Raw genomic sequence first — 14,545 nt, 5'->3', positions numbered from 1 at the left:
TTCTAACTCACCGTCCCGGCCACCGAGCCGGGACCCCGCTTTCTATTGGAGCGGCGGAAAAAGGGAAGCGGGGCCCCGGGTCAAGCCCGGGGCGGGGGTTGAGGCAATCAATCTGGACGATCGTAAACGACGCCTTTGATGCGCTCGGCAAGATCGTCGTCGATCGACTTCATCCGGATATCGGGATGCCCATCGACGAGCGAATACACGACGATTGCTGACGCACCCAGTTTAGCACCTTTATCGTAGCGTTTCCGCGGGCTCCCAGCAGCAACCAACTCGCTAGACATTCCCGCTTGGCGCAGGGCAGAGTTTGCAGAAATCCCCACTGAGACGAGGCTGTCATCCTCGACAATCACCGCCACTTGAAGCGCATCCTCCTCCCGCGCCCCCACCAGCATCGCCAGCCGCTCGATCCCCGCGGCCCAGCCGACCGCCGGCGTCGGGGCACCCCCCAACGATTCCATCAGCCCGTCATAGCGCCCGCCCCCCAGTACCGTGCTCTGGCTCCCCAAGGCCGCTGCCGAAGCACTCCCCTCGTCGGGGATGAATTCAAAGGCGGTGTGGCGGTAGTAGTCGAGGCCGCGCACGAGGCTCTCGGCGCGCACCCACTTCACGCCCGCCGCGTCCAGCCCGCTGGTGACGGCGGCGAAGAAGGCGCTCGCCTCCTCCGACAGGAACGCATCGATCTTGGGCGCGTCGGCGAGGAAGGGCTTGTCCCTCGGGTCCTTCGAATCGAGTATCCGCAGCGGGTTCTTCTCCAGCCGCTCCTGCGATTCCTCGGAGAGCTGGTCTTTCACCGCCCGGAAGTAGTCGATCAGCGCCGCCCGCCACGCCTCGCGGCTTGCGCCATCGCCCAGCGTGTTGAGGTGCAAGGTGACGTCGTTGATGCCCAGCTCCTTCAAGAGCTGGTCCGCCATAGCCAGCAGCTCCACATCCGCCTGCGGCTCACCTGCGCCGATCACCTCGGCGTCGATCTGGTGGAACTGACGGTAGCGGCCCTTCTGCGGGCGCTCGTAGCGGAACAGCGGGCCGTGGGTCGCCACCTTCAGCGGCGCATATTGCTGCCAGCCGTTGGTGAGAAACGCGCGCGCGATCCCGGCGGTGAATTCGGGGCGCAGGGTCAGGCTCTCGCCGCCGCGGTCGTCGAAAGAATACATTTCCTTCGAGACAACATCGGTGGTCTCGCCCAGCGAGCGGGCGAACACCTCGGTCTTTTCGAACACCGGCATTTCCACCCGGCGGAAGCGATACAGGCGGCGCACGCGCTCGAAGGTTTCGACCACGTAGGCGAAAGCCTCGGCATCGGCGCCGAAGATGTCCTGGGTGCCGCGGATGGCCTGGGGGGTCTTGGCGGAGGTTTTTGTGCTCATAGGGCTGCGCGATTAGGCTTACGCAGGCTCTTTCGCAATCCTGCGGCACGCATTAAGGGCCCGCGCGTTACCTCTCTCATTCCCAAGCCAAAAAGAGACCTGCCATGCGCATCGACAAGATCCCCACCGGCGTGAACCCCCCTGACGATCTCAACGTCATCATCGAAGTGCCGACTGGCGGCGAGCCGGTGAAGTATGAATTCGACAAGGAAAGCGGCGCGCTGTTCGTCGACCGCATCCTGCACACGCCGATGCGCTATCCGGCCAATTACGGCTTCGTGCCGCATACCCTCAGCCCCGATGGCGATCCGCTGGATGCGCTGGTGATTTCGCGCTCACCCTTCATTCCGGGCTGCGTGGTTCGCGCGCGTCCCATCGGCGTGCTGAACCTCGAAGACGAGCAGGGCGGGGACGAAAAGCTGGTCTGCGTGCCGGTGAACGAGACCTTTCCCTATTACGCGGAGGTCAAGGAAACCACCGACCTGCCGAGCATCATCTTCCAGCAGATCGAGCACTTCTTCACCCACTACAAGGATCTCGAAGCCGAAAAGTGGGTGCGCGTGGGCAAGTGGGGCGATGCCGCCGAAGCGCGCAAGATCACGATCGAGGCGATCGAGCGTTATCAGGCGGGGAAGTAAGCCCTCGTCCCTCCCCGTCCTGAAAGGATGGGGAGGGACTGATTTCAACCAATTCTGGCCGATATGCGCTAGGATCGGTCGCTTCAGCCACCGCAAGGCCGGAGTCCGCCTACCACGGAGCGAAAGAATAGCGCCGTGTATGAGCGGGCGAAGGCCCGCTCGCAAACTAGAACAGGCTCAACACCGCCTTGAACACCAGCGTCAGCCCGAAGGGCAGGCCGATCGCCAGCGCCCACAGCGTCATCACGTCGCGCTTGAAAACCGGAGCGTAGGACGGGTCGACCGCCTCGCCATCACTCAGCACCGACCAGCGCTTTTCGAACCAGCGGCACACCGGGATGATCCCGGCCACCAAAACCACCAGCGCAAGATAGGGCAGCAGGCTCGACGTGCCCTCCGCCAGCGCCTTGACCGTCACGAAGATTTGCAGCGCCGTATAGACCAGCAGGCCGTAAGCGACATGATCGCTCATCGCCTTGCGCCAGTCCCGCGCCCGCGTGGCGGACAGTGCCTGGCTTTTCGCCCCCTCATCGGATTTCATCATGCTCGCCGCTCCCCAACGGTCTGTCGTGTGGGGGGCAGTATCGCAAAGCTTCTCCAAGGTTGCAAGAAGGCGCAGAAATCCGCCATTTTGTTGCGTCAAACGCACAGAACGAGGTTCAAGCTGCTCAAATGACGGGGGCTTTGCCTGACGTTGCGGTAGGACGACCACGACTGGTCAGCACTAAGCAAAAATCCTGCCAAACGCCTCGCGCCCCTTTTCTGCGGCTCGAAGGCTGCTAAAGCTCGCAGACACATGACCACGACCCTTTCCGATCCGCCCAGCGAGGCAGTGCCGGTTCAACCGCTCGGCAGCGGGCTTGAAGTGATCTCGATCGCCAAGAGCTATGACAAGCGCGCGGTGTTGACCAATATCTCCTTCGAGGTGGCCAAGGGCGAGGTGTTCGGCCTGCTGGGCCCCAACGGGGCGGGCAAGACAACCTGCTTCTATTCGATCATGGGGCTGGTGAAGCCGGATTCGGGCCGCATCCTGATGGATGGCGAGGATGTGACCAAGCTGCCGATGTATCGCCGCGCGATCCTGGGCCTCGGCTATCTGCCGCAGGAAACCAGCATCTTTCGCGGCATGACCGTGGAGCAGAACATCGCCTGCGTGCTCGAACTGGTCGAGCCCGACAAGGCGACGCGCGCCAGCGAGTTGGAGCGGCTGCTCGACGAATTCGGCCTCACCCGTCTGCGCGAATCGCCCGCGATGGCGCTGTCGGGCGGGGAGCGGCGGCGTTGCGAAATCGCGCGTGCGCTGGCGGCCAAGCCCTCGATCATGCTGCTCGACGAGCCCTTCGCGGGGATCGACCCGCTCTCGATCAGCGATATCCGCGATCTGGTGAAGGACCTGAAGCAGCGCGGCATCGGGGTGCTGATCACCGACCACAACGTGCGCGAGACGCTCGACATCGTTGACCGCGCCTGCATCATCTATGGCGGCCAGGTGCTGTTCGCGGGCTCTCCGCAGGAACTGGTCGCGGACGAGAACGTGCGGCGCTTGTACTTGGGTGAGAGCTTCACGCTTTAGATCATGCGCTATGCTCCATCATCCGTTCGTGCTGAGCTTGTCGAAGCACTGCCCTTCTTTCTGACCAACGGAACAAAGGAAGTGCAGCCCCTCGACAAGCTCAGGGCGAACGGGGTCTGAGGCCACCGCCATGGCCTTGGGACCAAGGCTCGATATCCGGCAGACGCAATCGCTGGTGATGACGCCGCAATTGCAGCAGGCGATCAAGCTGCTGGCGGCGTCAAACCTCGAAATCGAAAGCTTCATTGCCGAGGCGCTGGAGGCCAATCCGCTGCTCGATACCGGCGGGCCTTCCGAACCGGGGGAACCCGAACGCATCGAAGTCGCCGCCCCGGCCGGGGAAGAGGCGACCGCCGATCAGCTGATGCTGGCAGGCGGGGGCGAGGGGGATGCGCCGCTCGATCTCGGCGCGGTGGATCGCGATTTCGATACGGGCGACGGCGAAGGCCCCTCCATGCGCGATGCCGAATGGGGTGCGGCCTCGGCGTCGGGCGGCGATTTCGATGACATGCCCGACTGGGAGCAGCTGCGCGCTGCCGAGGTGACGCTGGCCGAGCATCTGGAAAGCCAGATCGGCGCGGTGGCCAGCGATCCGCAGACCGCCTTCATCGCCCGCCACATCATCGGCCTGCTCGACGAGGCGGGCTATCTCACCATCCCGCTGGAGGAGGTGGCCGAGGATCTCGGTGTCGATTTCTTCGACGCCAAGGCTGGCTTGCGGCTGGTGCAGTCGCTCGATCCCTCGGGCGTCGGCGCGCGCAATCTGGCCGAATGCATCGCCATCCAGGCGCGTGAAGCGGATCGCTACGATCCCTGCATGAAGGCGCTGATCGACAATCTTGATCTGGTGGCGCGCGGCGAGGTGGAGCGCCTCAAACGCCTGTGCCGCGTCGATGACGAGGATTTCGCCGACATGCTGCGCGAATTGCGCAGCTACAACACGCGCCCCGGTCTCGCCTTCCTGCCGTCCGACAGCAGCTCTGTGGTGCCCGATATCCTGATCACCGCCAACGCCGCCGGCGGGTGGGACATTGCGCTCAACGAGGACACCCTGCCCAAGCTGATCGTGAACCGCGGTTACTTTCTGGAATTGAACGCCGGGACCACATCCAAGGAATCGCAGGGCTGGCTCAAGGAGAAGCTTGCCGATGCGCACTGGCTGATTCGCGCGCTCGACCAGCGGCAGAAGACGATCCTCAAAACCGCTGCGGAAATCGTGAAGCAGCAAGACGGGTTCTTCCGCCGGGGTGTTTCCGAACTGCGTCCGCTCACCTTGCGCGAAGTGGCCGAGAAGATCGAAATGCACGAAAGCACCGTGAGCCGGGTGACCAGCAACAAGTACCTCGCCTGCGCGCGCGGGACGTTCGAGCTGAAGTATTTCTTCACCAGCGGGGTCGCCTCGGCGGACGGCGAAGGCGCGTCCTCCGCCGCGATCAAGGCCCGCATCAAGGCGCTGATCGACGCCGAGACCGCCAAGAATATCCTGTCAGACCAGCAACTTGCCGAAATGCTCCAGAAGGAGGGCTTCGACCTCGCCCGGCGCACCGTAGCGAAATACCGCGAGGCCATCGGGCTGGGCTCCAGCGCGGAACGGCGGCGGGCCAAGAAGCTGGCGGGCGCGTCTTAGGATTTGCCTGCATTGGGCAACCCATCCGTAAACGCCTCACCCTGCGCCATAATTCGCTGCTGCGGGGGTGTGACTCGAAAGACTCACTTCAAAACGTTAACGCGCTAAACTTCTTATTAACCTTTTTTGGTGAGAAGTGGCGTGGTTAACAGACGGCAACCTCTCCTAAGCAGGGGTTACCAGGGGACAGACAGGGGACTAAGATGCGCGTTCTGCTGATCGAAGACGAACCGACCACTGCCAAGGCGATCGAGCTGATGCTCACCACCGAAGGCTTCAATGTCTATTCGACCGACCTCGGCGAGGAAGGTTTGGATCTCGGCAAGCTGTATGATTACGACATCATCCTGCTCGACCTGAACCTGCCCGACATGCATGGCTACGACGTGCTCAAGAAGCTGCGCGTCGCCAAGGTGCAGACCCCGGTGCTGATCCTTTCGGGCATCTCGGAAATGGATTCGAAGATCCGCAGCTTCGGCTTCGGCGCCGACGATTACGTCACCAAGCCGTTCCACCGCGAAGAACTGGTCGCTCGCATCTATGCCGTGGTGCGCCGTTCGAAGGGCCACTCGCAGTCAGTCATCCGCACCGGCAAGCTGGCCGTGAACCTCGACGCCAAGACGGTCGAAGTCGATGGTGCCCGCGTGCACCTCACCGGCAAGGAATATGCGATGCTCGAGCTGCTCAGCTTGCGCAAGGGCACGACGCTGACCAAGGAAATGTTCCTCAACCACCTCTATGGCGGGATGGACGAGCCGGAACTCAAGATCATCGACGTGTTCATCTGCAAGCTGCGCAAAAAGCTCTCGCTGGCGTGCGGCGGCGAGAACTACATCGAGACCGTCTGGGGCCGCGGCTACGTGCTGCGCGACGACGAAGCGGTCGTCGAAGCGGCGTAACTCATTGCGAGGGCGCCTCCGCGCCCTCGTCCTTGGCGCTGTTCCTTCGCTTCGCTCCGGGCGCCAGCGGATCGCGCCGTGCGCTCGCGGCCCTGCGGGCCGAAGCAACACTCTTTGTGATCGATAGCGCGCCATTTCTGTTTGCGGAGACGCCCGAAGACCTGGACCCCGGGCGTTCGCGCGGCGGCCTTTAGCGCACCGTCAGATCGGCCTCGATCCGCTTGAGGAAATTCTGCGTCGACCAGTCGAAATCGGTCATCTCGATATCGGGCGTGTAGAACTCTCCATTGCCGCGCGCGCGGTTCACATACATTTTCATCGGGATGATCCCGCGCGCCATGCCCGAAGGCAGCGCCGGGTTGCGAACCTCCATATAGGTCGAATCCGCGCTTGAGGGCGCGCCGATCAGGATCGTGTTGGGGAACAGCTTGAAGACGTCGATCGCATCGAGGCATGCACTGGCGCATTGACCGGGAACCACGACGTAGACCGGCACGGACAGCAGCGGTGCGGGCGGCGTGGCATCGGACTTGGCGGGTGGGTCGAAATCCGGTTCGACAAACCACGTCTCGCCCTCGGCGATGGCATTTTCGAACAGCGGGATGAATTGGGCCACGATCGCAGCCGTTTCGGCATTGCCCTGACTGTTGAGCAGATCGACGAAGCTGCGCACCTCCGCGAGGTTGCCGGCGGTCGGTCGCCACCAAACGGCGGTCTTCTCGGAGCGCTTGGCGGCACGCATGCTGACCGCCTCCTTTCCCCACAAGGATTCGGCGACGCGGCGGCTCCACAGCGAGGATCCGCCATTGTTGAACCGCAAGTCCAGCACGACCGCCCGCGCACTGCGCAAGGTGTCGGCCTTGGCGTCGAGCGCTTCGAACAACGTCTGATAGGCCGCCGCACCCGCCTCATCGGGAGCGAAATCGGGCAGCGCGATCCAGTGAATGCCGGGCGCACGCTCCTCCAGACCGATCGGCAGCAGATCGCCATTGATCGATCCATTGCGCCATTCCTGATAATAGTCCGGCACCGGGCTCCAGCTGAGCGTGCGATCCTCGGCTGCGCCGCCGGACACGAACCGGCAGATCTGTGGCAGGGTGGCAAAGGGATTGCCGTCGTCGATCAGCGCCAGCCGGGCCGACGCCCACCACGCGCCGGGGATGCTCGCACCGCTGCGCCAAGCGAACACCCGCGTCCTGACGAGCTCTGTGATCGGGGTGCCGTCGCAGCTTTCGATCCGGCTGCCTGCCGCCGGGCCGCCCTCGGCAGACTTGTAGACATACATTGCATCGCCGCGCCACGCCGCCACAAAGCCGGGCCAGCGGATGGTGGGGGAATATTCCTCGGGCAGAGTGGCGTAAGCGCCCGCGTGGCCATCATTGAGCACGGCGGTGAAGCGATCGAGGCTCGCTTCGAACCCGGACGCCGTGGTCGCCATTCTGGCATAGGCCAGCGCCTCGCTGCGCGCCTGTTCGAGCAATCCCGGGAAGCCGGGGTTGACCGGATCGTGCATCCCCGGATGGTTGGCCTTGGTTTCGGCATAAAGCGCCTCGACATCCTGCACGGCGAGCGCGGCCCAATCCGGGGTTTCAGCGGCGAGCGGCGTTGCAATCAGCGCAGCGGCACACAGGGCGAGATGCTTCACGTTGACCTCCTTGAACAGGCGGGGACATTCCTAACCCCCGCGCCGCCGGATCGCGAGAGGCGGATCGACGAACCGCAGCGGTTTTTCCATGCTGGAGCGGTCCGCAGCTTTTGCTAAGGGCTGCGCCCATGACAGCGTTCAAGGAAGGCGATCCGACCACCATTGCGCGGCTTTATGGCCGCTCGGTCGGGAAGAAGTTGCGCAAGTATCAGCAGGGGTTGGTCGATACCCTCCTGCCGCAGATTTCCGTGCCTGCCGAAGGCCCGGTGACCAGCGAAGCGCTGTTCGGCGATTCGCGCCCGCTGCATTTCGAGATCGGCTTCGGCGGGGGCGAGCATCTCGCTTACCGTGCCGATCTGCTCCCCGATCACGGCTTCATCGGCGCTGAGCCTTTCGTCAATGGTGTAGCGCAGGCGCTGACCCATGTGGCCGACCAGCGCCTCGCCAATATCCGGCTGCATCATGGCGACGCGCTGGAGGTGCTCCAGCGCATCCCGGATGGCGCGCTGACGATGGCCTATCTGCTCCACCCCGACCCTTGGCCCAAGGCGCGCCATGCCAAGCGGCGCATGGTCAATGACGGCCCGATCAAGCTGCTCGCCGCCAAGCTGAAACCCGGCGGCGAGTTCCGGTTCGGCACCGACCACGCGGTGTACCTGCGCCACGCGCTGATGGTGATGCAGCGCCACACCGATCTGTTCGAATGGGTGGTCGAGAAACCCGCCGACTGGCAGGTGCGCCCCTCCGGCTGGCCCGAGACGCGCTATGAGCACAAGGCCCGCACGGTCTATGGGCACGAGGTGTGGTACTTCCGCTATCGGCGGCGATAGGACTCAATCCCGGTCAGCGGGCAGGATCGCGTAGGTGACGACATAGGCGTCGTGATCCGACAGTTTGCCGCCGGCATCCGGCCCATCAAACCACGCTTCGATCCGCACCGGGCGGAGGCGTGTGCGGGCGCCGTCATCGTAGATTTGCAGGTCCTGCGTATCGAACCACGGCTCGTCCCCGTCGAAGCTCATGCGGATGTCGCAGGCTGGCTTGGCCGGATCGGCGCGCGCTTCGAGGCAATAGCGGCGCGCCAGTTGGTAGCCGTTCTGCTGCTCGAAAGCATCGAACCGCGCGGGGTTGCGGCGCATGTTGAAATCACCTGCCAGCACCAGCGGACTGGCGACCTGGCTGACCCGGTCGAGGAAGTCGGCCAGTTCGGCTGCCTGGGCATTGTGGGCGGCGAGGTGCTTTTCCGGCGGGGCCTTGGAAGCGCCTTGCGCGTTCATATGCGTGGTGGCGATCTCGATGGGATCGGCGAGGCCGGGCACCGCAATCCGCACCAGCATCACGCCCTTGTTCGCGAGACAATCCCACCCCGCGCAAGAGGTCGGGCCGTAGGGCTGGGAAAAGCTCGCCGTGATCGGATAGCGCGAGGCGATGGCGATGCCGCTGCCCATGAAGCGGATGCCCCATTCGCCGCGCAGATAGTTGCGCTTGCGCAAAATCGGATCGCGGCTCTTGGGCAAGCCGGAGCGGGTCGGCGCGCGCGGGCCAAGCGCGACATAGGGATGCGGGGTCGCGGTGGCGGTGCGCAGCGCGGCGGTGCTGAAGGCTTCCTGAAACAGGATCACGTCAGGCAGGACACCCGCCTGCTCCATCCGCGCAAATTCCGCTGTCATCGCCTCGAGGAACGGTGCGCGCCCGGTGCGCGCGGGCCAGGTCAGACCTTCGATATTGTAGGTCATCACGCTGAGCGTGGCGGGTGCCGGGCCTGATGCAGGCGCGACTCCGGCGACCGGCGCCGCCACATCGGGATAGGACACGCACCCACCCAGCGCCAGCGCCAGAGCGGCAGCCCGCCAGCCCGCGCGGATCATTCCGCGGCGCTTTTCACAATCACCCCGTCCTTCATGATGACGGTGAAATTGCGCGCCGGATCGCCGATCAGGTCGATATCGGCCAGCGGATCGCCGCGCACCAGAATGAGATCGGCGAGCGCACCCGGCTCGACCACGCCGAGCCGCCCTTCATAGGGCGTGCGCGGGCCGGACAAGGCGAGCAGTTCGGCATTGCCCGAGGTCACCAGCTTGAGCAGTTCGGCAGGCGTGAAGTAGGGTTTCAGCCGCAGAATGTAGGCGTTCTGCTGGGCGTTGAGATCAGGCTCGAACAGGAAGTCCGTGCCCCAGGCGAGCTTCACGCCCAAGCGTTTCGCCATCGGCCAGACAATCTTCTGCCCCTCGATCACGGGCTTGCGCTTCTCGCGCCGCTTGGGGTCCATCGCCTCGGTCGAATCGACCAGCATCTGCCCTGACAGCCAGATGCCCTTTTCCGCCATCAGCCTGAGCGTGTCTTCATCGAGCAGATTGCCATGCTCGATTACCTTCACCCCGGCCTCGATCGCGCGGCGCACCGATTTGGGGTGGTAGGCGTGGACGGTGACGTAGGTGTTCCAGTCGGAGGCGGCATCGACCGCCGCCTTCATCTCGTCGAGCGTGTATTGGGTGACGTCGAGCGGGTCATATTCCGAACTTGTGCCGCCGCCGGCCGCGATCTTGATCTGGCTCGCACCGCGTTTGAGGTTCTCGCGCACGGCGGTCAGCACCTCGTCGCGCCCGTCGGCGACGACGCTCGCCCAGATTTCCTCGGCCTTCGACATTTTGCCGGAAAAGCGGCGCGAGGGTTCGCTCGGATGGCGCAGGTCGGCATGGCCCGAGGTCTGCGAGATCATCGGCCCTGACGGCCAGATGCGCGGGCCGATCACCTTGCCGCTGTCGATCAACCGCTTCAGCTCAAACGAGGGCCCGCCGACATCACGCACCGCGGTAAAGCCGCGCAGCAGCATCGCCCGCGATTGCGCGGCGGAGAGCGCCATCACCTTCTCAAGGCTCATGTCAGGCGCGGCCATCTCGGCGGGCGAGAGGCTGTTGAACATCATGTGGACGTGGTTGTCGATCAGGCCGGGCATCAGCGTCTGCCCCGTGCCGTCGATGATGGTCGCTTCCGGCGCGGGGGGCGCGGCGTCAGGCCCGATGGCGGCGATCACGTTTCCGCGCACCACCACGGTGGTCGGCGCAGACAGACTGTCGGCGGTGCCATCGAACACCCGGACATTGGTGAACACCACCTCCTGCGCGGCGAGCGGTGCAAACGGTGCCAGCAGGCACGCGGTCAGCGCGGCAAGGCCAGCGCGCAGATAGGCCGACATCATGTTATTCCCCCCTCGTCCCATGATCGCGCGGCAAGGATGCCATGCCGCTTTCAACATGCCAATGTTTTGTCAGGGAATTGGTTTCCCAAGCTGTCCGCTCGGCCCCGCCCGCCACCACGGCATCAGCGCGAACACCGCCTGCCCTGCCAGCCCGAGCAGCGCGTGCGGTTGCCGCAGCCCCGCGAGCCACTGCGCGGGGGTCTCCCCCGAAAGCACCCCGGCCAGCGCGCACTCCGCCGCCATCAGGATCGCGAAAGCCAGCACGCCAAGGGTCAGCGCCTCGCGCCGGGTGGCTATGGCGAAGCGGCGCAGGATCCATCCGGCCGCAAACCAGCTCGCTGCCAGCATGATCGGCAGTTCCAGCAAAGTCGCGGGCATCAGCCCCACCAGCGGGATGATCCAGAGCACCCGCACGGTGCCCAGCACGAAGCCCAGCACAAACACGATGGCCCAATAGGTGACCGCCGCCGTCCCGACCCGCATGGCCCCTGCTCCCGTCTCGCCCTGCCGCAGCCAGCCTGCGGTTCATCCGATCCCCGCAGCTTACCACACCCATGTCAGAACATCGCGGACCGGTTGGGGCCAAAAAGGAATGGGGGTGCAATCATTCACCGGAGACGACCAACATGACCATCACGACGCTCAAGGATCTCTACGTCGATCAGTTGCAGGACCTCTACAGCGCCAATCGCCAGGCGATCCAGGTCACGCGCGAGCTGAAGGAAGCCGCCAGCTCGGCCCAGCTGCGCAAGGCGCTGACCGCAGGCGTGGACGGGATCGCAGAGGGCATGGAGCACCTCAAGACCCTGATCGAAAATCACGACGCCAACCCGCGCGGCGAACATTGCAAAGGAATGGAAGGCCTCGCCGCCGAAGCGCGCGCGCATGGGGTCGAAGCGGATTTTGCCGACGAGGACGTCCGCGATGCCTCGATCATCGCGCAGTACCAGCGCATGACCCACTACGGCATTTCAGGCTATGGCACGGCAGTGGCATTCGCGCGGCGGCTGGGGCTGGAGGATGATGCGAGCGTGTTGGCGCAGTGCCTCGAAGACACCCGCAGCGGCGACACACACATGACGCAGATCGCTTCGGGCGAGGTCAATCCCGCCGCCGCCGAAGCGTAAACGTGGCAGGAGCCCGGCGGACCACGCCGGGCTCCGCTACGATCTCACCCCACGACACCTGCCCCTGCCAGCACGGCCAGGGTCAGCACATCGGGCACGCTGGCGGTCATCGGCACGATCTGCACCGGCTTTTCCATCCCGATCAGCATCGGCCCGATCGTGGCATTGCTCCCCAATTCGCGCAGCAGCTTGGCCGACAGGTTCGCCGATTGCAGCCCCGGCATGATCAGCACATTGGCCGGGCCGGAGAGGCGGCTGAACGGGTAGAGCGCCATCACCTTGGGATTGAGCGCGGCGTCGGGCGCCATCTCGCCTTCATATTCGAAGCCCGGATCCTCCCGGTCGAGAATCGCCACCGCCTCACGGATCGAAGTCAGCCACTGGCCCGAGGGGTTGCCGAAGGTCGAATAGCTGAGGAACGCCACGCGCGGCTCATGCCCCATGCGCCGGGCAACCGCGGCGGTTTCCTTGGCGATATGCGCCAGCTCGGCGGAATTGGGCCGCTCGTTGATCGTCGTATCGGCGAGGAAGGTGGTGTGGTTCTTGCCGATCATCATGTGGATGCCGAACGGCAGCGCGCCCTGCTTGTGATCGAGCACCAGGTTCACCTCACGCACGGTCTGCGCGAAGGTGCGGGTCATGCCGGTGATGATTCCGTCCCCGTGGCCAAGCGCGACCAGCAGCGAGGCGAAGACGTTGCGGTCCTGATTGACCATGCGCCGCACGTCACGCTCGGTATAGCCGCGCCGCTGGAGCCGCTTGTAGAGGTAATCGACCATCGCGGGCACGTGCTCGCTATCGGCCGAGTTCTGAATCTCGAAGCTGCCCGGATCGCCGACCGACAATTGGTGCAGTTTGTCGAGCACCGCCTTGGTGCGGCCGACAAGAATCGGCGTGCCATAGCCGAAATCGCGGAACTGGATCGCGGCGCGCAGCACCACTTCCTCTTCCGCTTCGGCAAAGACCATCCGCTTGGGGTTCGCCTTGGCCACTTCATAGACGCCGCTCAACACCGACGTGGTGGGGTTGAGGCGGCTGCGCAGCTGTAGGCGATAGGCGTCGAAATCCTCGATCCGCGCCTGCGCCACGCCCGAATCCATCGCCGCCTTGGCAACGGCTGAGGAGACGACCTCGATCAGCCGCGGGTCGAACGGGGCGGGGATGATGTAGTCGGTGCCGAACTTGTGGTTCTTGCCATAGGCGCTCGCCACTTCCTCGGGCACCTGGCGGCGCGCGAGTTCGGCGATGGCCTCGGCAGCGGCGACCTTCATTTCTTCATTGATGGTGGTCGCCTGCACATCGAGCGCGCCGCGGAAAATGAAGGGGAAGCCGAGGACGTTGTTGACCTGGTTGGGGAAGTCCGAGCGGCCGGTGGCGATGATCGCATCGGGGCGCACGGCCTTGGCTTCGTCGGGCATGATTTCCGGGGTGGGGTTGGCCATCGCGAAGATGATCGGCTTGTCGGCCATCTTGCTGACCCATTCGGGCTTCAGGGCCCCCGCCGCCGACAGGCCGAGGAAGATGTCCGCCCCCACCAGTGCCTCTTCGAGGCTGCGCGCCTTGGTCGGCACGGCGTGGGCGCTCTTCCACTGATCGACATCCTCACGGCCGGGATAGATCGGGCCGGTGCGGTCGCACACGATCACGTTTTCATGGGGCACGCCCATCGCCTTGATCAGCGCGGTGCACGCGAGCGCCGATGCGCCCGCGCCGTTCACCACCATCCGCACGTCCTTCAGCGAGCGGCCGGTAAGGTGGCAGGCGTTGATCAGCCCCGCCGCCGCGATGATCGCAGTGCCGTGCTGGTCGTCGTGCATCACCGGGATCTTCATCCGCTCGCGCAGGGCGGCCTCGATGATGAAGCATTCGGGGGCCTTGATGTCTTCAAGGTTGATCCCGCCGAAGGTCGGCTCCATCAGCGCAACGGCGTTGATGAAGGCTTCGGGGTCTTCGGTGGCGAGCTCGATGTCGATCGAATCGACGTCGGCGAAGCGCTTGAACAGCACCGCCTTGCCTTCCATCACCGGCTTGGAGGCGAGCGCGCCAAGATTGCCAAGGCCGAGGATCGCGGTGCCGTTGGAGATCACCGCGACAAGGTTCGCCTTGGCGGTGTAACGCGCGGCGAGCGAGGGGTCGGCGGCGATGGCTTCGACCGGCACGGCGACGCCCGGGGAATAGGCGAGGCTCAGGTCGCGCTGCGAGGTCATCGGCTTGGTGGCGACGATCTCGAGTTTACCCGGGCGGATCGTCTCGTGATAGAACAGCGCCTCGCGCGCGGTGAAGCCGCCCTTGTTCGGTGTGGCGTTCTCATCGGCCATGATGCCTGATCCCTCTGCTTGTCCGAATGGAAAATCGCGTTCCGCTTAGCCTCACCAAGGCCGTTGCGATAGGCCGGAAATGGCGCGGCGCGGGGGAAAGCCGTAGCGGCGGACATTTGCGAATCGCAGGCGATGGGGCAATGCCG

13 protein-coding genes are annotated in these 14,545 nt (G+C 64.6%); 6 read left to right on the top strand and 7 right to left on the bottom strand.

Going from position 1 to position 14,545, the window contains the following annotated elements:
* Nucleotides 1-107 precede the first annotated feature (107 nt).
* Entirely contained in the window at nt 108-1,373 is a 1,266-nt protein-coding gene (gene hisS / locus ACLBKT_RS16765; RefSeq protein ID WP_410184125.1) for a histidine--tRNA ligase, read from the bottom strand.
* 104 nt (nt 1,374-1,477) lie between these two features.
* Between hisS and ppa the strand changes: the two genes are divergently transcribed.
* Nucleotides 1,478-2,011, top strand: a complete 534-nt coding sequence (gene ppa / locus ACLBKT_RS16760; protein ID WP_410184124.1) for an inorganic diphosphatase — start codon at nt 1,478-1,480, stop codon at nt 2,009-2,011.
* 166 nt (nt 2,012-2,177) lie between these two features.
* Here ppa and ACLBKT_RS16755 read toward each other — a convergent pair whose 3' ends face one another.
* Nucleotides 2,178-2,555 carry a hypothetical protein gene (locus tag ACLBKT_RS16755; RefSeq protein WP_410184123.1) on the bottom strand — a complete coding sequence of 126 codons (378 nt, stop codon included), beginning with the start codon at nt 2,553-2,555 and terminating at the stop codon, nt 2,178-2,180.
* Nucleotides 2,556-2,807: 252 nt separating this feature from the next.
* Between ACLBKT_RS16755 and lptB the strand changes: the two genes are divergently transcribed.
* The 3 genes from lptB (at nt 2,808) to ctrA (ending at nt 6,110) form a co-directional block, all read left to right on the top strand.
* On the top strand, nt 2,808-3,584 hold the full coding sequence (lptB, locus tag ACLBKT_RS16750) for an LPS export ABC transporter ATP-binding protein (RefSeq protein WP_410184122.1): 777 nt from the start codon (nt 2,808-2,810) through the stop codon (nt 3,582-3,584).
* Between the two features lie 130 nt (nt 3,585-3,714).
* Complete coding sequence (rpoN, locus tag ACLBKT_RS16745; protein ID WP_410184121.1) at nt 3,715-5,211, top strand: RNA polymerase factor sigma-54; 1,497 nt, start codon at nt 3,715-3,717, stop codon at nt 5,209-5,211.
* Between the two features lie 203 nt (nt 5,212-5,414).
* The gene (gene ctrA / locus ACLBKT_RS16740) at nt 5,415-6,110 is read left to right on the top strand and encodes a response regulator transcription factor CtrA (RefSeq protein WP_160759700.1); all 696 of its coding nucleotides are present in this window, start codon (nt 5,415-5,417) and stop codon (nt 6,108-6,110) included.
* A 190-nt stretch (nt 6,111-6,300) separates the two neighbouring features.
* On the opposite strand, the gene ACLBKT_RS16735 is transcribed toward ctrA, so the two are convergent.
* A complete protein-coding gene (locus tag ACLBKT_RS16735; protein ID WP_410184120.1) occupies nt 6,301-7,755 on the bottom strand; it encodes a S41 family peptidase in 1,455 nt (484 codons plus the stop codon).
* Nucleotides 7,756-7,883: 128 nt separating this feature from the next.
* On the opposite strand from ACLBKT_RS16735, the gene ACLBKT_RS16730 reads away from it, so the two are divergent.
* Nucleotides 7,884-8,585 carry a tRNA (guanine(46)-N(7))-methyltransferase TrmB gene (locus tag ACLBKT_RS16730; protein WP_410184119.1) on the top strand — a complete coding sequence of 234 codons (702 nt, stop codon included), beginning with the start codon at nt 7,884-7,886 and terminating at the stop codon, nt 8,583-8,585.
* A gap of 3 nt (nt 8,586-8,588) precedes the next feature.
* On the opposite strand, the gene ACLBKT_RS16725 is transcribed toward ACLBKT_RS16730, so the two are convergent.
* The 3 genes from ACLBKT_RS16725 to ACLBKT_RS16715 all read right to left on the bottom strand — a co-directional run bounded on the left by ACLBKT_RS16725 (nt 8,589) and on the right by ACLBKT_RS16715 (nt 11,437).
* Entirely contained in the window at nt 8,589-9,623 is a 1,035-nt protein-coding gene (locus tag ACLBKT_RS16725) for an endonuclease/exonuclease/phosphatase family protein (RefSeq protein WP_410184118.1), read from the bottom strand.
* Nucleotides 9,620-10,954, bottom strand: a complete 1,335-nt coding sequence (locus ACLBKT_RS16720) for an amidohydrolase family protein (protein WP_410184117.1) — start codon at nt 10,952-10,954, stop codon at nt 9,620-9,622. The genes ACLBKT_RS16725 and ACLBKT_RS16720 overlap by 4 nt, the downstream gene beginning before the upstream one ends.
* Before the next feature lie 69 nt (nt 10,955-11,023).
* Nucleotides 11,024-11,437 (bottom strand): hypothetical protein, encoded by a 414-nt coding sequence (locus tag ACLBKT_RS16715; RefSeq protein WP_410184116.1) that lies wholly within the window; start codon nt 11,435-11,437, stop codon nt 11,024-11,026.
* Nucleotides 11,438-11,580: 143 nt separating this feature from the next.
* Between ACLBKT_RS16715 and ACLBKT_RS16710 the strand changes: the two genes are divergently transcribed.
* Entirely contained in the window at nt 11,581-12,081 is a 501-nt protein-coding gene (locus ACLBKT_RS16710; RefSeq protein WP_410184115.1) for a ferritin-like domain-containing protein, read from the top strand.
* Nucleotides 12,082-12,125: 44 nt separating this feature from the next.
* Here the strand turns inward: ACLBKT_RS16710 and ACLBKT_RS16705 are convergent, their stop codons facing one another.
* Nucleotides 12,126-14,399, bottom strand: coding sequence for an NADP-dependent malic enzyme (locus tag ACLBKT_RS16705; protein WP_410184114.1), 2,274 nt, complete (start codon nt 14,397-14,399; stop codon nt 12,126-12,128).
* Nucleotides 14,400-14,545 lie beyond the last annotated feature (146 nt).

This window comes from Erythrobacter sp. W302b (assembly GCF_046452395.1).
In the GTDB taxonomy this organism is placed as follows: domain Bacteria; phylum Pseudomonadota; class Alphaproteobacteria; order Sphingomonadales; family Sphingomonadaceae; genus Erythrobacter.
This window is presented reverse-complemented; position numbering and strand designations above follow the sequence as displayed.